Source organism: Sorangium sp. So ce375 (assembly GCF_051473855.1).
Lineage (GTDB): Bacteria > Myxococcota_A > Polyangia > Polyangiales > Polyangiaceae > Sorangium.
In genome coordinates this window covers 10856631-10879072 of sequence record NZ_CP150335.1, presented here as the reverse complement: position 1 = coordinate 10879072, position 22442 = coordinate 10856631, and the positions used below count along the sequence as shown (strand labels likewise).

Genomic DNA, 22442 nt, shown 5'->3' with positions numbered 1-22442 from the left:
CGTGGACGCCGCGCTCGGCGGGCCGCTCCTGGTCTGGGGTCGCCCGGGCGATGGGCCGCCGACGACATGGCACCTCACCGAGGATGGCGCGGTGATCCGCGAGGAGCCCGGGATCGTCGTGGCGACCGGTCGGGGGGAGTGGCGCTGGGAGGTGCGCGAGGTAGAGGTGAAGACCTCGGCCTGCGACTTCGGTCCCGGGGAGACGCGCGAGCCGGGCGAAGGCACCGCGAGCCGCGCGGAGCTCGTGCTGCGCGGGACGGGCGTGCGCCAGCAGGTGGTCGCGCCGTCGGACGCGGACGGGAGCAACGTGCTCCAGCACGAGGCGGAGGCGATCGGGAGCATCGGGCCGTACCTGTTCATCGAGGAGCGGACGTACAGCGACGCGTGCGGCGCGCACGGCTTCGTGGGCGTGGGGTTCATTGTGTGGGACGCCGACAAGGGGGCGATCGTCGACCTGCTCGCCGAGGTGTCCAGCGTGCCGGCGCTGCAGCGCGAGGCCGAGGCGCTCCTCGACGAGGACGAGGACGACCCGGAGGCCGCCCGGCAAGAGGAGGACGCGCCGGAGCTCGTGCAGGTCGCGCCCGCCTACGACGCGCGGGGGGCGCTCCGGCTGACCGCGAAGCTCGCGCGCTCCGCCTGTTATGCCTGCGGCGACGGCGCGTGGAGCTCCTACACGCGCTCGGCGGTGGTGCCCACCAAGAAGGCGCCGGAGCGCCTCGCAGCGTGGGCGTCCCCGCCGCCCGGCATGCAGAGCTTCCTGGCGCAGCACCCGGGCGTCACGCTCGGCGGCTGGTCGCGGGCTGGCCGGGGGGAGTGAGCCGAGCGAGCCCCGCTGGCCCGATCGGATGCGCAACAAGGGCGGTGCGCGGAGCGCCGTTGGCCGGGCCTCGCGTCAGAGCAGGTCGTCCAGGTCGTCCATGGCCTGCGACAGGTCCTCGCTCATTTCCTTCAGCTTCTCGCGGTCCTTCTCGAGCAGCACCGCCTGCGCCGCGCGCGCCTTGTCCCCGAGCTTCCGCGCGGCGAGCACGTTCTCGAGCAGGTACCGCCGCTCGGTCGCGCCGAGCGCCGCGAACGCGCGCCGAAGGACCGGGAGCGTGTCCTTGAAGCGCTCGGGCGGGATGCCCCCGAGGAACGCGTCGAGCGCCTCGACCACGGGGCGGCTCTTCACGAGCACGAGCGCGTTCACCTCGAGGAAGCCGGCCAGGAACGACGCCGCCGCCTCGGGCGGGGCCGCGCTCCCGATCCGCAGGCCGACGATCCTCGCCACCTCGGCATCGTCGATCACCTGCGCCAGGTAGAGCAGCCCGCACGCGAGGCCCGACGCCGTGGGGTTCACCACGTCGCTGTCCACGAGCCCCCGCGCCGCCTCGAACCACGCCGCGCGGTCGACGATCGGCTGCGAAAGCGCCACGTCGTGCAGCGTGCGCAGCGCCTCCTTCGCCGGGGCGACGGCCTCGTCGCTGCCCGTGCAGCCCCCGTGGACGCGCAGGACCGCGCGCGCGAACGTCTTCTCCAGCATCGTCGCTATCACCCCGTCGCCGAGCGACGACAGCGACCGCGACGACCCGAACGACGCGAGCCCCGCGAAGGCGCGGCACGCCCGGGCGAGCGACGGCAGATCGCTGTCGCCCGCGGCGAACCGGTCGCACGCCTCGAGCGCCGAAGCCGCCGCGCGGGCGCTCGACGCGAGCACGGCGTTCAGCAGCACGTCGGCGGCCTCGCCGGTCGTGTGGCACGCCGCGAGATCCTCCTCGAGCAGCCGCGTCGCCACCTGCTCCAGCGTGTCGCCGAGGACGATCTTCTCGACAAGCGCAACGTCGGTCGCGGGCGTCCACTGCGCCTCCCACGTCTCGCTCAGCTGCCGGAGCAGCTCGTCCGGCGGCAGCTCGCTCGCCGCCTGCCCGCGCCGCTGCCCGCGAGCGCCAGCGCCGCCGCGCCCGGCCGCTCTGGTGCCGGCGTACGCCGCGTAGGGGATCTTCGCGATGCGGAGCCGGTGCAGGAGCACGCTCGTTCCGACCTCGACCTCGTTCGTGAGCGACAGCCGGAACGACTCGGGCGCGTCGGTGGCGGGCAGCCTGCGCTCGCGCACCTCGCGCCAGAACTCCTCCTGGAGCGAGTTCTTCCCGATACTGCCCCCGACGCGGCCCACGTTGCGCCCGATGACGGCCGGCCAGAGGAAGCCGTCGACGTGCGTGGCGTCGCCGCGGCACATCGTGGCGATCGTCGCCTCGCGCACCTCGTCGAGTCCGGGCTCCGCCTTGCCGCGGAGCTCGGCGAGCGAGACCGCGAGGCGGAAGGCCTCGATGGTGTCGGCGAGCGAGGCCATGAAGCCGCGGAGGCGGAGGTGCTCGGTGAAGTCGATCAGCACCTCCAGCGTGGCGCGCCGGAAGTCGCCGCCGGCGTCGTGCGCGCGCTGGTAGTACTGCGGCGCCCTGTTGCCCGCGCCGTAGCCCATCTGCTCGGAGAGCCGGGGGAAGCTGAAGGGGATGAGCGTCACGGCGCACGGCACCGGGGCCGGCAGCCGCGCCTCCAGCGCCGGATCGACGTCGCGCGCCGCGAACGCCGCCGCGTGCGCCGCGCCGAGCACGGCCGCGACCTCGTGCGGGGCGAGGTCCGACCCCATGCGCTCGAGGATGCTCCGCGCCATGTACGCGTCGCGCGCCCGGTGGACCAGCCGATCCCCGTCGCCGCGCACGAGGTCCGCGTACGCGAGCAGGGCCTCGCGGAACGGCCCGGGATCGTAGCGGGGCGCCTCGAACGAGGCCTCCCAGAACTCCTCGAACGAGCGGAAGCCCCGGGCGCGCGCGCACGCCGCATAGATGCTCTCCTGCTCCCCCTCCGCGCTGGCCGGCCCGCCGCCGCCGTCGTCCCCTGCGCCGTCGTCGTCCGCGTGGCCGCCGTGCTCGCCGTGCGCGCCGTCCTCGCCGCGGTCCGCGTCGATCTCGCGCTCGTGCCCGCCCGGATCGTCTGCGTCGTCGTGGCCGACCAGGGCGCCGTCGAAGGGCGCGAGCGTCGTGCCGACGGGGATATCGATGAGCTCGACGCGCACGCCGTGCTCGAAGGCCCATTTCACCGCGACGTACTCGGGCGAGTAGGCGGCGAACGGCCACAGGGACGACGCGGGCTCGCCGTCGGTGCGGTAGCCGAGGATCGCCACGGGCGGGACGGTCTTCGGATCGACGAGCGCCTCGAGGAGCGAGGTGGCGTCGCTCGGGCCCTCGACGAAGATCGCCTTCGGGCGCACCTCGTCGAGGTAGGCGCGCAGCGTCGCGCTGGAGCGCGGCGAGTGGTGGCGCACCGGGAAGAGGTGGACGGCGGCGAGCCGGTCGAGGTCCATGGGGATCCTTCAGGTCGCGAGGCGCTTCTTGGCGGCGGCGTAGAACTCCTTCCAGAGCCCTGCGCGCCCCTTGGCCACCGTCTCGCAGTACTCGCGGACGGCCTTCAGGTCGTCGCCGCCCTCCTTGCTCACGGCGCCGAGCAGCGAGCGGGTGAGGTCGTCGGCGGTCACCTTCCCGTTGCCGAAGTGCTGGGCGAGGATGCCGCTGTTGAAGAGCACGCTGATGGCCTCCGCGGTCGACAGGACGGAGCCCGGGGCCTTCACCTTCGTCTTGCCGTCCTTTGTGACGCCGGCGCGGAGCTCCTGGAAGAGCGTGACGAGCAGCTTGGCGAGCTCGGCGGGCGGCTCGACGCCGATCTGGTAGTCGCCGCGGAGCTCGGCCTCGCGCTTCTGCACGATGCGGATCTCCTGCTCGAGGTCGTCGACGACGGGGACGGTGATGAAGTTGAAGCGGCGCTTGAGCGCGGCGCTCATCTCGTTGACGCCGCGGTCGCGGGTGTTGGCGGTGGCGATGAGGTTGAAGCCGCGCTGTGCGGGGACGACCTGGTCGAGCTCGGGCACGGCGATCTGCTTCTCGGACAGGATGGAGATGAGCGCGTCCTGGATCTCCGACGAGGTGCGGGTGATCTCCTCGAAGCGCGCAAAGCGCCCGTCGCGCATGGCGCGGAGGATGGGCGAGGGAACGAGCGCCTTCTGCGAGGGCCCTTCCGCGAGGAGCAGGGCGTAGTTCCAGCCGTATTTGACGTGCTCCTCGCTGGTGCCAGCGGTCCCCTGGACGACGAGGGCGCTCGTGCCGCTGATGGCGGCGGAGAGGTGCTCGGAGAGCCAGCTCTTGGCGGTGCCGGGCTCGCCGACAAGCATGAGGGCGCGGTCGGAGGCGAGGGTCGCGAGGGCCACCTGCACGAGCGAGCGATCGCCGATGTACTTGGGGGTGATCGTGACGCCGCCGACGGGTTTGTCGCTTCCGAGGATGTAGGTCTCGACGGCCCTCGGCGAGAGGCGCCACCCGGGCGGCCTCGGCGCCGTGTCGTTGGCGGCGAGGGCCGCGAGCTCGTTTTCGTACTTTGTCTCGGCGGGCTGGCGGAGGTCGCTCATGGGTGGCGCAGGAGGTTACCGCAGAACGCGGTGGAGGGCGGGGGAGAGTAGGCGCGAGCGAATTCGATCCCCCTGGATCACGTGTGGGTCCCGCCGGGAGACGAGAAGCTGCTTGTTCATGAGCGTCGCTTGACGCTGTGTCTGCTCGCGCCGGATCCTGACCTCGACCCGGCGCCGCTTGCACGGGTGACGTGCAATCGAGGGGCACCGGAGGAGAGGCGGCGGACGATGAGGAGCGAGAGCCGTGGACGAGGCGCGTGGAGCGGGGTGATCGCAGCGGTCGTCCTTGCCGGCGGCTGCGTGGCTGCGTGCAGTGCCGATCCCGAGCAGCTCGGTCGTCCCCGCAGCGCGAGAGGCCGCAGCGGGGCTGGCGGGGGCGATACGGGCGACGGCGCGGCGGGCGGCGGCGGGGCTGGCGGGGGCGATACGGGCGGCGGCGGGGTTGCCGGGGGTGCAATCGGCGACGGGATCGAGACGGGAAGCGCGGGCGCCGGGGTGCCGGCGGGGTCTCGCAGCTGCGGCTCAGGGGAGCAGGCGACGAAGGCGCTGTGCGGACCCGAGCGCATCAGTTGCTGTGACAGCAGGCTCGTTCCGGGCGGCACGTTCAATCGGCGGTTCGATGGTGTGAATTTCACCGACGACTCCCATCCGGCGACGGTGAGCAGCTTTCTCCTGGACACCTACGAGGTGACCATGGGGCGCTTTCGTGCGTTCATCGAGGCCGGACAGGGGACGCAGGCGAGCCCGCCCGAGGTCGGCGCGGGCGAGCACCCGGAAGTCCCGGGGAGCGGCTGGTCTGCCGAATGGAACCAATGGCTCAAGAAGGACACAGCGGCGCTGAGGTCTTCGCTTCGCTGCTATGTAATGTCGGGGCAGGCGATGTGGAGCAATGAGGCCGGGCCGAACGAAGACCTACCGATAAACTGCATCACCTGGCCAGAGGCCTTCGCGTTCTGCGTGTGGGACGGGGGGCGCCTCCCGACAGCCACGGAGCTGAACTACGCGGCTGCTGGCGGCGACGAGCATCGGGAATATCCGTGGGGCCAGGGGTTCGACTCGAGCCGCACGACCCATGATTGCCTCGGGGACGGGAGCATTGCGGGGGACTGCAGGCTGAGCGACATCCTCCCTGTCGGATCGAGGCCGGCGGGCGCAGGGCGATGGGGACAGCGGGATCTGAGTGGGAGCGTGTCGGAGTTCACACGGGACTGGTCGGGCGAGCTCCCGGTGCCGTGCGTCGATTGCATCGTTCTGGAGCGCCCCTCGGCGGGTCCCTACTTGCAGATCCACGGCGGGAACTATGAGCAGAGCGCGTCTTTTCAGCGAGCGGTCAGCAGCGACAGCTACCGATACCCGACTCGCTCCGGCTTGATCGGCGTCCGGTGCGCGAGGACCCCGCCACCTGAGCCACAGGTGGAGTGAGATCTGACCTCACGCCATCACAGCACGTCGTCGACAATGTGATCGAGCTCATCCTGTGGAAGGCCGGGATCAGGCACGCGCCGCCCGAGCTGCTCGATCTGCTCGACCGCTGGATACCTGAGGTTCCTCAAGTCGGTCGCGTTCACCTGGGTGTGGCCGTTGAACTGCCGAAAGTGCGTATCCACGAGGGTCGAGTTCAAGAAGGCAGCCAGTCCGCGCGCGATCAGGGCCGGCAGCCCCTTGCCGTTTCGATGGATCACGTTGAGATGGTTCTCGAACCCGATCCTGCCTCCCGGAGCGCTCTCGGGCGTGAAGAGGGCGGCGACGACCCGCCGCCTCTCCTCCTTCGACGAGAAGCGCTTGACGAGCACATAGCTCCCCCTGGGCATCCAGAGATCGGCCGTCTCTGGCGCGTGGACGAGGGCGTTCGGCTTCTTGCCGCGTTTGGGCCAGCGAACGACGCCCGACGCGAAGTGCGTCGGGTAGATCAGCGGACCGGTGCTCTCGTCGGGCTCCTGCCGCAAGAACTCGCGCGCTCGGAAGTCGACGACCTTTCCCGTCGAGACGCCCACGTTCAAGTCCGTCAAGCGGGATGGCATGCGGGCGAACGTGGCGGCGACCCTCTCCCCGGCGTCGTCCGGCACCACATGGATGAACAGCTCGGGATCTCCAGGCAGGACGACATCGTCGAACGGCACGGAGCGTACGGACAGCAGCCCGCCCTCCGGGCCGCGCGACGACGAGATGGTGATGGGACTGCGCCCGGCGCCCTTGACAGCATGAACGATGACGTTCTCTTGAAGGACGTCGTCGTCCGCGAACGCCGCTTTGCGCGACTCGAAGACGTGCATCCTCCGCAGCGACATCTCGCGGAAGAACAGCGCCCGGAACGGCCGAAAATAGGGGCCGTTGCAGAAGCTCCGAGGGGTGATCGCGACGAGCTCCCCGCCCGGCTCCAGGAGGAGGATCGCGAGAGCGAGAAAGGCCGTGTACAGGTTGCTGGTCTCGATGCCCACGCGCCGCAGCGCCGACCTGGCCTCGGAGCCCGAGCCGAGCTTCTTGTACGGTGGATTCAGTATCGCGTGCGTGAACGAGCGCGGCAGGTTCGGGCGAGCCTCTCGGCCGTCGAGCCGCTCGACGGCCGATCGGATGAAGTCGGCCTCGAGGATGTGGGCGGTGAGCTCGATCCCGGCACTAGCGCACTCGTCGCGACACTCCCGCGCAGTCCGGCGCAAGTACGCTGCGAGTCGCCGGTCGATCTCGAAGCCCGTCGCGCGGATCGCGGTCGGGCGCACCCTGCGGGCGCAGGCCTCGGCCGTGAATGCCGCGAGGAGGCTGCCCACTCCGGCGCCGGCGTCCAGAACACGAATTTCCCCGCAGGACCGCTCGAACAGCGACGCCATGAAGGACGCCACCGGCGGCGGCGTGAGGAACTGACCCAGCGCGGACCGCGTGCGGGGGTCCAGCGCTCGAGCGGCTTCGATGCGGCGGAGGTCGACGCGGTCGAGGAGCGGCGGCCGGGCGACCGCCTCGAGTCTCGCGGGCCGACGCATCGGTGATGTGGCTACCGCAGTTGGGGCGTCGAGCCAACCGTGGCCGGGCGGCAAACGCCCCGGGGGCGCCTCGCCAGCAAGGCGACGTTCGCAACGATCGAGCTCGACGCGCGCCGGGAGACCTCCGGCTGTCGCTCGGAGGCCTCATCGCCGCCGCAGAGGCGCGCCCTTAGGCTGCCTGTTGCCGCGGCTCTCCCTCGGCCAGCGGCGGGATCCCGAACCGCTCGCGCACCTCGTCGAGCGGCAGGCGGACGACGTCCCAGAAGTCCCAGCGATCGCTCAGATCGACCTTGCAGGCCGCGCCGCGCGCCACCGCGCGCAGGACCCTGTGCGCGTCGAAGAGCCCCACCTGCGGCGCGGCGACGGGCGTGATCTGGATCCCGAGGTGGAAGTGCAGGATCACGAAGAGCAGGAAGGCGAACCCGTCGCGCCGGATGAAGCCCGCCTGGAAGGAGCCCGCCTGGATCTCGCCCGCGGGATCCGTGTCGTACTCCGCGAGCACGTGGCCGAGATCGTGGAACACCATGCGCTCCGGGATCGCGTCGCGGCTCTCGCCGGGGAACAGGAAGCCGCGCGCGGTGCAGTGCTCCCAGAACACCCGGCCGAACGTGCCCTCGGGCAGGAGCCCGAGCTGCTTGTAGCGGAAGGCCCGCGAGCGATCCTCGACGCCCGCGCGGAAGAAGGGCCCGACGAGCTCGCGCACGCCGGCGAGGCCGTCTTTCCTGAGGACCTCGCCGGCGAACGCGCCGAAGAGCCGGCGCCTCACGGCGGCCTTGGCGAGCCCCCTGTGGCCGCGCGCCACGAGGCGGAGCACGTCCACGCCCTGCTCGCGCACGCCGAGCGCCCCGGCGAGCGCCTCGATCGCATCCACCTCGGCCACCGTCACCTCGCCGTCCGCCATCGCGATCACGAGCGCCAGCTGCACCAGCCGCTTGCGCCGGTGCGGATCCGGGATCGCGCGGGCCACCGCCTCGGGCGCGAGGCGCGGCAGCGCGTCGACGTCGGCGCGGACCCCGTGCAGGGCCGCGAGCTCCTCCAGGACCGCGCGCTGCTTCGGGTCGAAGCGCGCGAGCGCGCCGTCGGCCAGGGCCACCTCCCGGAGCGCGCCGAGCGCGGCCGGGATCTCATTCGACAAGAACACCACGATATCCATGCTGACCTCCTCTTCACACAAGGGGTTTCACGCACGACGTCCCGCGAACGGCTCACTCTCGCTGGAACGCGCTGATCGCCGACAGGATCGCCGCCGAGATCTCCGGCGGCAGCGACCTGGCCGTCTCCAGGATCACGCGGACCCGCTCCACGCTCGCCTGGTCGACGAAGCGGCGGCCGAGCGGCGTGAGGGCGAGCGTCCTCGCGCGGCGGTCCTCGGGATCCTCCTGCCGCGCCAGGAGCCCCCGCTGCACCAGGCCGTCGACGAGCCGGCTCCCGGCCGAGGCCGAGAGCCCGAGCGACGTGGCGAGCGCCGTGACGCGCACCGGGCCCTCCTGATCGACGAGGTGCAGCGCGGCCACCTGCGCCACGCTGAAGTCCTCCTCGTGCAGCGCGCGCGCGAGCTCCGCGATGATGCGCGAGAACATCATCCGCGTGAACCGCTCGACCGGCGAGCCCAGGGTTCGTTGCTTAGTCACAATATTGTCTATTACGCATTAGTTGCTTGAATGCAAGTAGTTGCCGACGCGATCGCGCGAACGCCAGCGCGGGTCCGTCCGCCGCGGAGGGCGGGCAGGCGCGCCGGTCGCTCCCGTGCGCCGGTCATCTCGGCGCGCCGGTCACTTCCGTGCGCCGGTCGCTCCCGTGCGCCGGTCATCTCGGCGCGCCGGTCACTTCCGTGCGCCGGTCACTCCCGTGTGCCGGTCATCTCGGTGCGCCGGTCGCTCCCGTGCGCCGGTCATCTCGGCGCGCCGGTCACTTCCGTGCGCCGGTCACGTGGACCTCGCGGAGGCGCGCCCGCGCCGCCGCGTAGTACGGCTCGATCTCCTTCGCCGCCGGCGTGCCCCAGAGGTTCTTCCGCTCCTCCGGATCGCTCGCCAGATCGTAGAGCTCGAACCGGGCGCCGCCCGAGATCGTCAGCTTCATGTCGCCGCGGAGGAACGACCGCCGCGCGTCGTTGTAGGGCCCGGCCGGCATGTCGATCAGCACGTCGCGCGCGTGGGGCTGCTCGCCAGGGGCGAGGAACACGTCGGGCAAGAGCGACGCGCCCGACAGGAAGTCGTCCGCGGGCGCGCCCTCGGCAGGCCCCGGCACCCGCATGAGATCGAGCAGCGTCGGCGCGAGGTCGATCAGGCTGCGCCGCGCCGAGACCCGCGACGGCGCCGCGCCCGGCACGTGGACGAGCAGCGGCACCCGCACGAGCTCCTCCCAGAGCTCGAAGCCGTGGCGGAACATCTTGTGCTCGCCGAACGCCTCGCCGTGATCGCTCGTCACGACGATCGCCGTGCGCCCGCCGAAGGGCGCCGCCGCGATCGCGTCGAGCAGCCGGCCGATGTTCCGGTCCGTGAAGGCCACCTCGCCGTCGTAGAGATCCCGCTGCGAGGCCGCGCCGAAGCCCGCCACGTCGTCGTGCCGGAGGTAGTCGGCGTGCGGGTCGAGGTAGTGCACCCACAGGAAGAAGCGCCCGCCCGTGTTCTCGGGCGAGCGGATCAGCCGCAGCGCGGCGTCGGTCAGCGCGGCGCTCGTCGCCTTGTTGTCGACGTCCCAGGGCGCGCCCTCGGGCGGCGCGGCGGACATGTCCACCACGTCGAAGCCGCGATCGAGCCCGCCGAAGCTGCCGAAGTAGCGGTGCCCGTGCACGCTCATCGTGCGCACCCCGGCGCGCTTCAGGCGCTCGGCGACGAACGTGTCCTCCTCGCCGAACTTGTTGAAATGACCCCAGTTTCTGTGGGTCTCGCTCCCGTACTTGCCGATGAGCATCGGGCCGACGCTCTTGCCCGTGTAGGACGCGAGCGAGTACGCGCGCTCGAACACCGTGGAGCGGGCCGCGAGGCCGTCGAGGTTGGGCGACACGGGCCGCGGGTTGCCCGCGTAGCCGAGGTCCCAGCGGAGCGTGTCGACCGTGACGAGGACGACGTTCAGGTCCGCCGGCAGGCGCGCGGCGGACGACCCGCGCGAGTCGGCGAGCGAGGCCGCCGTGGGCGCGGGGGCGAGCGCGGCGAGCGCCGCGGCCGTCAGATCGCCGCCGGAGCAGTCGTCGTCGACGCCGTTGTCGAGGATCTCCTCGGCCAGCGGGTGGACGCGCGCGTCGTGGTCGTCGCAGTCCCCGCCGCCGAAGAGGGCGGCCGCGCGGTCGCCGTCGCGATCGGCGGCGCGGCGCAGGACCGCGAGGCTCTTGCCCCCGACGGGCGCGCCGCGCTCGATCGCCTGCGCCACCGCGGGCTCCTCGTTGAGCGCGGTGGCGGCGCGCGCGGTGAGCGCGAGCGGCAGGAGCGCGGCGAGGAACGCGACCGGCGCGCGCACCGTCCGGACCGCGGCCTGCCCGAGGAAGGCGGCGAGCGCGACGACGAGCAGGAGCGCCGGGGCGCGCAGATCGAGCTCGGGGCGCTTGAAGATGCCGTAGACGCCGAGGAAGCCGCCCTCGCCGGAGACGCCGCCCGTGGCGACCCCGAACGCGAACAGGGCCGCGGCGATCCCGAGCGCGACGCCGCCCGTGACCGCCGGGTCGACGCACGCGGGGCGGCCGTCGCTGGCGTTGGCGAGCGCGCGCCTGAGCGGCGGCGTGAGGGCGAGGACGGCGAGGCCTGCGATGAGGCCGAGGCCGAGCGCGCCCGCGGCGACGGCGGTGCCGACGAGGAGCGGCGCCGCCTCGAGGCCGAGCAGGGCGCGGGCGAGGTGCGCGCAGAGGGTCATCCAGAAGAAGGCCGCGAGCACCGCGAGCGGCACGAACGCCGCGACGTCGGCGGGCCGGCCGATCGCCCGCACCCGCAGGGCGCCGATGAGCGTGGCCGGCGACGGCGGGCCCGAGGGGTCGACCACGATCGCGGAGACGCCCGCGAGCAGGCCGACGACGAGCGCGACGGGGGCGAACACCCCCATGTCGGCGAGGTAGGTGGCGAGCTGGAAGGCGGCGTCGTCGCCGGCGCCCGCCGTGGCCCACCCGGCGTCGAGGGACGCGGCGACGACGCCGAAGACGCTGGCGCCGAGCGCGCTCCTGGCGAGCCGCCCCGCCCACGCGCGGGCCAGCGTCGGGACCGCGGGGCCCGGCGGGCTCGAGGCTCGCTTCACGCCGGGCCTCGCTTCCGCGCCATGGGGTGAGCGGCGTCGTAGACCTTGAGCAGGTGGTCGATCGAGACGTGCGTGTACCGCTGCGTGGTCGCGAGCGAGGCGTGCCCGAGCAGCTTCTGGATGGCCCGGAGGTCGGCGCCGCCGTCGAGCAGGTGGGTCGCGCACGTGTGCCGGAGCGCGTGCGGGTGCAGATCGGCCCGGCCGGCGCCGAGCGCGCCGTAGCGCTGGACGAGCGCCTGGACGCGGCGCACCCCGATGCGCGCGCCGCGGCGGGACAGGAAGAGGGCGCGAGGGTCGCGGGCGCCGGTCGTCGGGTCCGTGAGCTCGTCGCGCCGCTCGAGGTAACGCTCGATCGCGGCGAGCGCATGCGAGCCGAGCGGGACGATCCGCTCCTTGTCGCCCTTGCCGACGACGCGCACCGCGGCCCTGTCGGCCGGGCGCCGGTCGACGTGGGTGAGGTCGAGCCCGCACAGCTCGGAGACGCGCAGGCCTGCGCCGTAGAGGGTCTCCAGCATGGCGCGGTCGCGGAGCCCCTCGGCCGTCTCGGCGCCGGGGATCTCCATGATCTCGGCGGCGGCGTCGACATCGAGGAAGGTGGGCAGCGGGCGCCGGACCTTGGGCAGGGCGAGCTGGGCAGCCGCGTTCTTGTCGACCTCGCCGCGCCGCTCCAGGTAGCGGAGCAGGGCGCGGGCGGCGCCCACCTTGCGCGCGATCGAGGCGGGCGCATGGGTGCGCGCGAGCGAGCCCAGCCAGCTGCGCAGGAGGAGGATGTCCAGGCCGTCCACGGCCGGGGCGTCGCCCCCGATGGGGGCGTCGTGGTGGGGCGGAGCTGTGCCGGCGGCGGTTGATGCCGTGCCGGCAGCCGGAGCTTTGCCGGTCGTTGATGCCGTGCCGGTCGTTGATGCCGTGCCGGCGGCCGGGGCCTTGCCGGCGGCCGGGGGCTTGCCGGCGGCCGGAGCCTTGCCGGCGGCCGGAGCCTTGCCGGCGGCCGGAGCCTTGCTGCGCGCCGGCGCGGGGCGGTGATCGGCGTTCGCGGCTGCCTTTTCGCGAGCGAAGTGCGCGAGCTGCTCGAGGTCGCGCCGATACGCAGCCACGGTGTGGCGCGAGGCCCGCCGCTCGGCCGTCAGGTAGGTCAGGAAACGCGCGATCGCCTGCTCCAGCGTGGGCCCGCCGGATCGATCGCCGCTCCTCCGCGCATGCATCACGGGTTTGCCCTACCACCAGGACGCCGCGGCAGGCAAAGACTCGCCGGCGGTGGAGCTGGAGCGCCGCTCGTCCGCCGCCGCGCGCCGCTGCGCGGGGGCGGCACGGGAGGCAGGCGCCGGCCTGCGGGGGACCGCGGCCGCCAGGTTCCGCGGCAGGCCGAGGTCGCGGGGCGCGTCGCGCCACGCCCTGATAAAAACCGCTCGCCGAGGATCACCAGGGAACCACACCAGCCGGTGGTCGAGATGGCGCAGCTCCGCTCGCTCCCGGCTCCGCTGTCCGGGCCGATCTCTGATCTACGCTGTCGATCTGTGGCTCGGATTGCCGAACGAGGCGGCGAAGAGGGGCTGTTTCGACGCGTGAGATCTACGCCCGCTCGCTCGCTGCGCGCCAGCCGCTCAATCGCAATTGCCCGTGACGGACGGCGGCAGCGCGCGCTCGTGATCCCGATGTGGTTGCCGCTCGCGGTGTGATACGACGGCTTGCCCGGGGCCCGGGCGCATCAGGAGCATGAAATGACGAACGTTGCCGTGAGCGAGCCGGCCGTCGAGGCGCCGCCGAAGCTTTCCTTTGCTCAGACCATCAGGAGCCTGCCGCGCTCCTTCTGGATGGGCTGCACCATGGAAATGTGGGAACGGCTGGCTTACTACGGCGTGCGCGTCGTCATGCCCATCTACATCGCCCAGGCCGACGAGCCTGGAGGGCTCCACTTCAGCCAGCAGGACAAGGGCACCATTTACATGGTCTGGGCCCTCATCCAGTCGCTGCTCCCGATGATCACCGGCGGTTACGCCGATCGGTACGGCTACAAGCGCACGATCTTCATCACGGTGTGGCTGAAGATCATCGGTTATCTGCTGATGGCGACACAGCGGAGCTTCACCGGCTTTCTGCTCGGCGTCGTCATCCTCGCGACGGGCACGGCCCTCTTCAAGCCCGGGATCCAGGGCACGCTGGCCCAGTCGATGGACAAGTCGAACTCGTCGGTCGGCTGGGGTCTCTTTTACTGGCTCGTGAACATCGGCGCGGCGATCGGCCCGCCGCTCGCCGGCTACCTCCACGGCAAGGGCTGGTCGTGGGTCTTCTACGGCTGCGCCGCCATCATCTCCCTGAACTTCTTGATGCTGCTCACGTACAAGGAGGTCGACTCCGGCGCGGACAAGACCTCCGATGCATGGAAGGTCTTCAAGGACACGATCAAGAACATCTGGGACGCGCGGCTCATCACCGTGATCCTGCTGCTCTCGGGGTTCTGGCTGATGATGTACCAGCTCTGGGACCTGATGCCGAACTTCTACACGGACTGGATCAGCAGCACATCGTTCGTGCAGAACAACCCCTGGATCCCGACGTCGTGGCTCGACATGAAGGATCCGCGCGGGGTCCAGCTGAAGCAGGAGAACGTGCTCAACGTGAACTCGGTGAGCATCGTCCTGCTCCTCGTGCCCTTCTCGTACCTGGTGGCGAGGATGAAGGTGCTCTCGGCGATGACGCTGGGCATCCTCGTCGCCATCTTCGGCATCCTCGTCTCGGGGACGACGAGCTCGCTCTACGTCCTCTTCCTGGGCATCCTGCTCTTCTCCATCGGAGAGATGCTGACCGGCCCGAAGAAGAGCGAGTATTTCGCGCTCATCGCGCCGCAGGGAAAGAAGGCGCTCTACCTCGGCTACGTCAACATCCCGGCGGCGATCGGCCCCGCGATCGGCGCGCTGATGGCCGGGATCCTGTACGGGACCCGCGGCGAGAAGGCCACGCTGGCCCTGCGCTACCTCGCCGAGAAGACCGATCTCGCCAAGGGGAAGGCCTGGAATGGCGATGTGGCGTCGCTCTCGGATCTGCTCGGCGTATCGCGCCAGGACGCCTTCAAGACGCTTCAGGCGACGCTGCACATCGACGCCACCGAGGCCACGCGCCTGCTATGGGACACCTACCAGCCTTACGAGATCTGGTATTCATTCGCCGTGATCGGGGTCGTTTCGCTCGTGGGGATGCTGCTCTTCTCCCGGCGCTCGAGGCGGTGGAAGGACCTCGACGTGTGAGGCACGGCGTCGTCTGACGTCCACTCGCACGTCTACTCGCACGCCTCGCCGAGCACGTACCCGTGCTTGCAGATGCAGCGGCACTCGATCTCGAACTCGGGCTCGTTGCACGCCGGCCGGACCTGCCGCACCTGCTGCGCCGTCCGGCCCTCCCTGTCCTTCACCTGCACCACGATCTCGTAGTCGTGATCGAAGATGTCGCGCCCCGACCAGTGGTTCGGGCAGACTCCCACGTTCGCGAAGGTCGAGATGTCGGCGTCGACGCTCGCTCCCCAGCCGTCGCCGGTCGGCTTCAGGTTGACCGTCCTCGACTCCGACATCACCCGCCCGGACTCGGTGTCGCGGAGCGAGCCGGACAGCTGGACACCGCAGGCGCTCAGGTTCGTCGCGCGCACGCCCAGGAAGAGCACCCGCCCGCCCTGCGGCGGCATGATGATGTCTATCCCGTCGCCGTCGCTCACCGGGTGCGCCGCATCGCTCGAGTCGAGCGCGATGACCTCGACGCGGATGTCGGCGCCCTCCTCACCCAGGTACCCGAGCTTGCAGGTGTCCTCGACCGGCGGAGGATCCCCGCCGTCATCGGCGCACGCCGGCGCGGCGAGCAGCAGCGCAGCGAGCCCTCGGCTCGCCGCAGCAGGCCAGGCCATCAGCGGTCCCGCCCCTCCGGCGCCGGCGGATCGCCCCCGTCGTCCTCCGGCTCCTCCCGCGGGATCGGCGCGCGAGGGCGCCTCGTGGCGCCGAAGGAGCTCGAGCTGATCGGCGCCATCGTGATCGGCGCCGTCGCCCTCGAGTCGGACGTCGGGCGCTGGGAAAGCGCGTCGCCGCGCCACCTGCCGTCGACGTCCGCCTCGGCCCGCGCCGGCGCCTCGCCGGGCGGCGAGCTCCATTCATGGAGAGCGGCCTGCGGGAACGGCGTGCGCTCGGCCAGGTACGCCGCGAGCAGGCGATCGCGCTCGAGCTCTTCCGTGCTCGGCGGCGGGGGCGGATCGAGCGTCGGCAGCTCGTCGGTCCACGTCAGGTCCGCCTCGTCCAGGCTCGAGCCGGACCCGGCGCTGGAGAAGGCGCGCGGCGCGTTCCGCTCCGTCGGGACAGGCTCGGGGGCATAACTTGGCAGACCGCCCGGCGCGTGGCTGGAGGCGCGGGCCGGGATCGGGCTGGGGATACGGGCTGGCGTCGGGCTGGGGATACGAGGCGGCGCGTAGCCAGGGGCACGATCCGACGCGTGGCTCGAAGCACGAGGAGGCGCGTAGCCAGGGGCGCGGTCCGACGCGTGGCTCGAAGCACGAGGAGGCGCGTAGCCAGGAGCTCGGTCCGACGCGTGGCTGGGAGGACGAGGAGACGTGTAACCAGGAGCTCGGTCCGACGCGTGGCTGGGAGGACGGGGAGACGTGTAACCAGGAGCTCGGTCCGACGTGTGGCTGGGAGGACGGGGAGACGTGTAACCAGGGGCTCGGTCCGACGTGTGGCTGGGAGGACGAGGAGACGGGTAACCGGGAGCTCGGTCCGACGTGTGGCTGGAGGGGCGGGGCGGAGTGTACGTGGGCGCGTGATCGAGCCCGCTGGCGGGCGCGCGCTCGGACGCGAAGGAGGGGCTCCGCGAGGTCGGCGGCGGCCCAGGCGGCGGCGGATCGATGGTCGGCAGCTCGTCGTCCCAGTCCCAATCCTCCGGATCGACTCGGGAATCCGACCGGCGCGCCGACGCGCCGAGCCGAAGATCGCCCGACCTCCGCGACGCCGGGAACGCCGCCGGCGGGCCGATCGTCGGCAGCTGGCCCACGCCCTGGTCCCGCGGCGGCGCGTCGTCCCGGCGATCGAGCTGCCGCGACGGGCGCGTCGGCTCGGGCGCCGGCACGGAGTACCTCGTCGACGCGACCTGCCCGAACGGCCGCGAGTCCCTCGGCAGCCGCGGCGGCGGGGGGACCGCCATCGCCGCGCGCGCCGCCGCCGTCGAGGGAGGCGGCTGCGTCGAGATGAGGTTCTCGTCGCGACCCCGCTCGGCCGGCGGCGGGCGATCCGCGGGCGCGGCCTGCCGGGGCTGCATGCTGGTGGGCGACGCCCCCGCCTGCGCCGAGCCCGCGAGCGGCTTGCCCAGCCACGCCGCCTCCTTGCGCGCCTGCGCGGCGCGCGCGCCCTCCTCCGCCGCGCGGACCCCGCGCGGCGCGAGCGTGTCGCCCGGCTCCGTCGGCGGGACCTCGTCGCCGAAGAGCACCGGCGCGGCGGCCGTCACGCGCGACTCCACCCCCGCGGCGCCCCTCCCGGAACGGAAGCCGAACGCGGCGCGGATCGCCCGCTCGTGGTGAGGCTCGACCTCGACGGGCCGGACGATGAAGCACGGCTCCGCGCCCGGCGCCCGCTGCGACAGGTCGACGTCGAACGGCGCGCCGAGGAGGTGACCCTGCTCGTCGAAGAGGACGCGCACCGGCGGCTGCGCGAAGTGCGCGGGCGACGGCGGCGTCGAGAGGACGACCGCGAGCTCGCCGGTGCTCAGCTGGACGAACGTGCCGGTCGGGATGATGCCGAGCGCGCCGACGAGCAGCTTGCCGATCGCCCGGTCCGTCGCGCTCTCGGCGCCGTTGATCATGCGCTGGAGCACGGCGTCGAGCGACGACGCGCCGCCCGACGCGGTCTCGATCGTCGGGAACGGCGCCGTCCGGAGCTCCGTGAACTGGCGGGCGGCCGCGAGGATCCGCGCGAGCACCGTGGGGCTGCGCCGGCCGCCGTAGAGCGGGCCCTGCCGGCTGCCGTGCCGGAGCGAGAGCGCCTCGTAGGCGATCACCGTGCGCGTGATCGACGGCGCGTGCAGCTTGCCGAGCGCCGTCAACATGACGGCCGCGCTCGCGGGCAGCCGCTCCTTCTCATCGTCGCTCAGGCCGCGCTCGAGGAGCGGGCGCACGGCAGGCTCCCCGCCGTCGGCCGAGCCGGCGAGCACCCCCGTGAGCCGCAGCCGGCTCACGTCGTAGAGCAGCGCCGCCGTGACGAGGCTGCCGAGCATCCGCCGGTCGGTCGTGAGCTGCCGGGCGATGCCCAGCGCGACGATCGCCGTGGACACGCTGAGGCCCGCCTCGTCCGGGTCGGCGATCTTGCCCGCGGCGACCGAGAGCAGGAGGCGCGCGTCCTCCTCGGCCGCGGCGACGAGCTTCTGCGCGACGCGCTTCACCCGCTGCGGCAGGACCGCCTGGGAGGTGCGCAGGGTCGCGTAGAACGATCGCATCACGAGGATCGCCGCCGCGTAGGTGCGGCTGATCCGGCCGATGCGGGTGCCGTCGCCGTCGATGGCCCCGCCGGGGAACGGGTTCGTGAGCTTGCGGACCCGGACGCCCCGCAGGCTCGACTGGAGCAGCCGCGCGGCGATGCTGCGGTCGCGCTGGGCGTCGGCGAGGAGGCGGGCGAAGGCGGCGAGCTCGGCGCGGCGGACCGCCTTGTCGAGCACGAGCTCGGACACGTCGCAGGCCTCGAAGAAGCTGCCGAGCTCGAGGGCGACCTCGTACGTCTCGCGCGAGGCGCGGAGCATCTGGCCGTTGATGAAGAGGGTGTTGCCCGCGAACACGATCGTCGCGGCCTCGCTCCCCGACAGCTCGCAGTACTGGACGATGCTGTCGATCGCGGAGGGAACGAGCGACAGCACCGCCTGGTTCGAGTCGCTGTGCAGGAGGCACGCCTTCGCGAGCCGGTAGACCATCTGCACCAGGCCGAGCGCCGCGCGGCGCCGCACGTCGGCCTTCACGCCCGAGATCGCCGTGTCGCCGGTGGTCTCGTGGAGGTTGGCTTTCTCTTCGCTCACGGCTTTCTCCCGCCCCGGGGCGACGGGGACGGCCCTGGCTTCGTCGACGGCACCGCGCTGTTCGGCGCAGGCTCGACGGCCGTGCGGGACGGCGAGCCGAGCGGCAACGACGCGGGGCCCTGCCGCACGCTGTACGGCGGGCCGCTGGCGCTGGAGGGCGGGGCGGGGGACCTCGGCGGCGCGGGCGGGCGCGGCATCGACGGCGGCATCGGCGGCGGCGCGGCCGTCGGGGTGGACGACGAAGCCGCGGAGGGCGGCGGCGGCCCGCGCCGGCTGAACGGCACGGAGTTGGGAGGCGCCGCGGTGGAATTCGTCGAGGCGGGCACCGGCGACACGAGCGGCGGCCTGTAGGCGGATCGGCCGGCGTCGCCGCCGTTCGGGACCATGGATCCGGGGCGCGGGGTGCTCCACGGCTCGAGCTGGTCCGGCAGCTTGAGCGGCCCGGTCGGGCTCACGCGCCGGACCGAGACGGGCGAATACGAGCGCGCGGCGCGGGAGGGCGGCGCGCTCGCGTCCGGGTGCGCCGGCGCCGGCGGGCGCTCGCTCGGGCGGGTCGGCGCGACGAGGCGCGCGGCGATGGCGACCGCGGCGCGGGCGGCGGCGTCGCGCACCGGCGGCGTGTTCCACCAGCGCGGCTTTGTCGCCTCTTTGACCGCGCGCAGCGCCTCGTAGCTCCGCGCCTGGCAGAGGAAGTGCGCGGCCAGCTCGCGGGTCTGCTCGATCGCCTCGGACGGGATGAGCTGGCGCTTCTCGAGCAGCTCGATCGCGAGCTTCTCGGCCCGCGCGGGGTTCAGCTGCGCGACGGTCTCGAGCCACTGCCGCCGCTCCGCCGCCGAGAGGTCGTGGAACGACGGCGCCACGATCCGCCGTACGAGCGTCGGGCCCGCGGGGAGGACGCCGAGCTTGCCGATGAGGCGCAGCGCCTCGCAGCGCACCGGCGGCGCGGGGTCGTCGAGGAGCTTCTGGAGCTCCTCCCGGACGCGCTCGGCGGCGGAGCCCGCGCCGGGAGCGCCCTCGCCCACGGCGGCGTCCGGGAGCTCGGCGAGCGCGCTGATGCGCACCTCGACGTACGGGCTCGCGAAGCCGGCCTCCAGCGCGGCGAGAGCGCTCGGCGTCTTGAGCTGCGCGAGCAGCTGGAGGAGCGTCAGGGCGAGGGGGACCGGGGCGCGCGAGAGCAGGTCCCCGAGCTCGGCCTCCCGGCCGGGCGCCCACCGCCGCATGTACGCGAACAGGATCTCGCGCAGGCGCTCGGACTGCACCGCGCCGTGGCACTGGCACGCCGCGCTGAACAGCGCGCCGTCCTCGAGCGCGTCGAGCGCGTGGGCCAGCCCCTCGACGATCGCCGGGTCGAGCGGTGCCACGCTCCGGCTCGCGCCGGCCTGCGCCGCGGTGCGCCCTGCGCCGGCCTGCGCCGCGGTGCGCCCTGCGCCGGCCTGCGCCGCGGTGCGCCCTGCGCCGGCCTGCGCCGCGGTGCGCCCTGCGCCGGCCTGCGCCGCCGGGCCGGCGCCGAGGGTCGCACCGGCGGCCGCCGGGCCGGCGCCGAGGGCAACGCCGGTGGCCGCCGCGCCGTGGCCCGCAGCGCCAGGGGTTGACGCGCCTGGGGCCGCCGCGCCCGTGGCCGCCGGCTCCTCCGGCTGAGCCGTCGCGAGATCGTTGAGGATCGCCCGGAGCGCCTCGACCGGGAACATCGCCTGCGCGAGCGCCCTGTCGACCGCGCGCGCCGAGAGCTGCGGCAGCGCGGCGCCGTGTCGGCTCGCCGCGCCCGCTGCGCCGCGCTGGATGCCGTCGAGGCGCGCGAAGAACGCGCGCCGCAGCATCGTCTGCACCTCGAACGCGAGCTCGTAGCTGTGCAGGACGATCTGGTCGGCGGTCCACGCGGTGAGCGCCCCCGTCATGCGGCCCTCGTCGCCGAGCCGGACGGCGTCCACGTAGCCGTCGACGAACGCGTCCATGTAGCGCTCGTTCCACTGCTCCGACGGCAGCGCGATCTGGGCGCCGAGGGTGCTCCGGGTCAGCGGATCGATGGCGAGCGCCGAGGCCGCCGCGCCCGTCTCCGCGAGCGCGGCCTCGACGTTCCGCTGCAGCGCCCTGCCCGCGAGCGAGCTCTCGTCCCACAGGCTCTCGATCTGCGCGAGCGCCCGCGCCCCCACCGCGACCTCCCGGCACTGCTCCTCGAAATCCTCCAGGTCCGCGTCGCCCTCGGCGAACTGGTCGATCGCCATGTACGCGATGTGCTCGAAGCGCCGATCCCAGAGCGCCGTCACGGCGTCGTCGTCCTCGCCGATGCCGAAGCTGTGGTCGCGGAGCAGGATGGCGGCGAAGTCGCGGAGCTCGGCCTCGGTGATGCCGGCCTTGATCTGGATCTTCCGGACGCCGTCGGCGAAGAGCTGGTAGGGGATGCGATCGAACGGAGACCTGTCGGGCTGCCAGATCGGCTGGCCGCCCGAGGTGAAAGCGCTCGGGGTGACCTCCCAGCGGACGCCGAGGGGGTTCTGCGCGAGCGTGCGCGTGATCTCGTCGAACGCGAAGTGGATGCCCTTGTTCACGTGCGGGTGGTTCCACCCGTACTGGCGGATGTTGCTGAGCACGAGCGCGAGCTGCTTCCAGACGCCGACGAGCCGCTGGCAGGTCTGCTCGACGAGCGCGATCGACGGCGGATCCTGGTCCTCGTCGATTGTGTCGTTGCCGCGGACGAGCACGCGCGGCGCCTTCTTCTCGCGCGAGGGCGTCAGCTGGCCCGCGGCGTGCGCGGCGGTCAGCCGGCGGAGCTCGCCGCGCATCGCGGCGGCGCTCTGGAAGCGGCCCCCGCGCTCGAAGGCGAGCGCCTTGTCGACGAACGCCACGATCTCGACCGGCAGGTCGGGGACCTCGGTCGCGATCGACGGCGCGGTCTGCGTCGCCGCGAGGAAATACGACTCGGACTCGCTCCGGCCGCGGTTGAGCCGCTTGCCCGACAGGAGGGTGAACAGGCTCGCGCCGACCGACCAGAGGTCGGACCGGCCGTCGATGCCGGACACGCCCATCGCCTGCTCGGGCGACATGAAGGCCGGCGTGCCGAACGTGAGCCCCGCGCGCGTCGCCTGCCGCTCGGGGTCGCGCATCCGGGCGATGCCGAAGTCGAGGACCTTCACGTGACCCGCGCTCGTGACGAAGATGTTGGCCGGCTTGATGTCGCGGTGGACGATGCCGATCGAGTGGCACTTCTCGAGCAGGTCGAGCACGACGTCGAAGACGGGCAGCACCTGGGCGAGGGGGAGGGTGCCGCCGGCGCTGCTCGCGAGCCGCTGGAGGGTGGTGCCGGAGAGCAGCTCCATGACGAGGAACGGCTCTCCGCGGTCGCTGAGGTCGTCCTCGACCACGGCGACGCGCGCCGGGTGATCGACCCGGTTCGCGATCTTGCCCTCGCGCAGGAAGCGGTCCCGCAGCTCGGCGTTGCGCGCGAACTCGATGTGAAGGACCTTGACCGCCGCCCGCGTACCCCTGCGGTGCGTCGCCGCGAACACCGCGCCCATGCCGCCGACGCCGAGCAGATCGTCGAGCCGCCACTTGGCGTTCAGGGCTGTCCCGATCCGCGCAGCGGCGGTGTCCACGAGGTTCGGCTCCTCGGGGTGCAAGTCGAGCGGGGCCATAGACCGGGCAGCGAACAGGGGCCGCGCTATGCGCGGCAGAGGGCGAGCAAGCCTGGCCGAGCATACATGGTTCCCGCTGAAGCGCGAACCAGGACAAGGTCGTCCGCCCTTACGGAATAAAGGTGGGAGAAGCGTCCCGTGGGATTGCTGTCAGGCGCCTCG

Annotated in this window: 13 protein-coding genes; 3 read left to right on the top strand and 10 right to left on the bottom strand. The window is 72.8% G+C overall.

Annotated elements, in window-relative coordinates:
- Position 1: 1 nt before the first annotated feature.
- Positions 2-817, top strand: coding sequence for a hypothetical protein (locus WME90_RS40670; RefSeq protein ID WP_437277472.1), 816 nt, complete (start codon positions 2-4; stop codon positions 815-817).
- A gap of 75 nt (positions 818-892) precedes the next feature.
- Here WME90_RS40670 and WME90_RS40665 read toward each other — a convergent pair whose 3' ends face one another.
- Both WME90_RS40665 and WME90_RS40660 read right to left on the bottom strand, forming a co-directional pair.
- Entirely contained in the window at positions 893-3337 is a 2445-nt protein-coding gene (locus tag WME90_RS40665; protein ID WP_437277471.1) for a DUF5682 family protein, read from the bottom strand.
- Between the two features lie 9 nt (positions 3338-3346).
- Positions 3347-4432, bottom strand: coding sequence for an ATP-binding protein (locus WME90_RS40660; protein WP_437277470.1), 1086 nt, complete (start codon positions 4430-4432; stop codon positions 3347-3349).
- A gap of 267 nt (positions 4433-4699) precedes the next feature.
- On the opposite strand from WME90_RS40660, the gene WME90_RS40655 reads away from it, so the two are divergent.
- Positions 4700-5854 (top strand): formylglycine-generating enzyme family protein, encoded by a 1155-nt coding sequence (locus WME90_RS40655; RefSeq protein ID WP_437277469.1) that lies wholly within the window; start codon positions 4700-4702, stop codon positions 5852-5854.
- Between the two features lie 17 nt (positions 5855-5871).
- Here the strand turns inward: WME90_RS40655 and WME90_RS40650 are convergent, their stop codons facing one another.
- The 5 genes from WME90_RS40650 to WME90_RS40630 form a co-directional block, all read right to left on the bottom strand.
- The gene (locus WME90_RS40650) at positions 5872-7407 is read right to left on the bottom strand and encodes an Eco57I restriction-modification methylase domain-containing protein (RefSeq protein WP_437277468.1); all 1536 of its coding nucleotides are present in this window, start codon (positions 7405-7407) and stop codon (positions 5872-5874) included.
- A gap of 169 nt (positions 7408-7576) precedes the next feature.
- Positions 7577-8560 carry a TerB family tellurite resistance protein gene (locus WME90_RS40645; RefSeq protein WP_437277467.1) on the bottom strand — a complete coding sequence of 328 codons (984 nt, stop codon included), beginning with the start codon at positions 8558-8560 and terminating at the stop codon, positions 7577-7579.
- A gap of 52 nt (positions 8561-8612) precedes the next feature.
- Complete coding sequence (locus WME90_RS40640) at positions 8613-9038, bottom strand: MarR family winged helix-turn-helix transcriptional regulator (RefSeq protein WP_437277466.1); 426 nt, start codon at positions 9036-9038, stop codon at positions 8613-8615.
- A gap of 277 nt (positions 9039-9315) precedes the next feature.
- Positions 9316-11628, bottom strand: a complete 2313-nt coding sequence (locus tag WME90_RS40635; protein ID WP_437277465.1) for a sulfatase-like hydrolase/transferase — start codon at positions 11626-11628, stop codon at positions 9316-9318.
- The gene (locus WME90_RS40630; protein WP_437283724.1) at positions 11625-12830 is read right to left on the bottom strand and encodes a tyrosine recombinase XerC; all 1206 of its coding nucleotides are present in this window, start codon (positions 12828-12830) and stop codon (positions 11625-11627) included. Before WME90_RS40630 ends, WME90_RS40635 begins: the two co-directional genes overlap by 4 nt.
- 516 nt (positions 12831-13346) lie before the next feature.
- Here WME90_RS40630 and WME90_RS40625 point away from each other — a divergent pair.
- Positions 13347-14870 (top strand): MFS transporter, encoded by a 1524-nt coding sequence (locus WME90_RS40625; protein WP_437277464.1) that lies wholly within the window; start codon positions 13347-13349, stop codon positions 14868-14870.
- A 32-nt stretch (positions 14871-14902) separates the two neighbouring features.
- Here the strand turns inward: WME90_RS40625 and WME90_RS40620 are convergent, their stop codons facing one another.
- Genes WME90_RS40620 through WME90_RS40610 form a run of 3 tightly spaced genes read right to left on the bottom strand, consistent with a single transcriptional unit; the run spans position 14903 to position 22280 of the window.
- Positions 14903-15517 carry a hypothetical protein gene (locus tag WME90_RS40620; protein WP_437277463.1) on the bottom strand — a complete coding sequence of 205 codons (615 nt, stop codon included), beginning with the start codon at positions 15515-15517 and terminating at the stop codon, positions 14903-14905.
- Positions 15517-18651: a hypothetical protein gene (locus WME90_RS40615; RefSeq protein ID WP_437277462.1), complete on the bottom strand. Its 3135-nt coding sequence runs from the start codon at positions 18649-18651 to the stop codon at positions 15517-15519. The genes WME90_RS40620 and WME90_RS40615 overlap by 1 nt, the downstream gene beginning before the upstream one ends.
- Positions 18648-22280 carry a protein kinase domain-containing protein gene (locus WME90_RS40610; protein ID WP_437277461.1) on the bottom strand — a complete coding sequence of 1211 codons (3633 nt, stop codon included), beginning with the start codon at positions 22278-22280 and terminating at the stop codon, positions 18648-18650. Before WME90_RS40610 ends, WME90_RS40615 begins: the two co-directional genes overlap by 4 nt.
- Between the last annotated feature and the right edge of the window lie 162 nt (positions 22281-22442).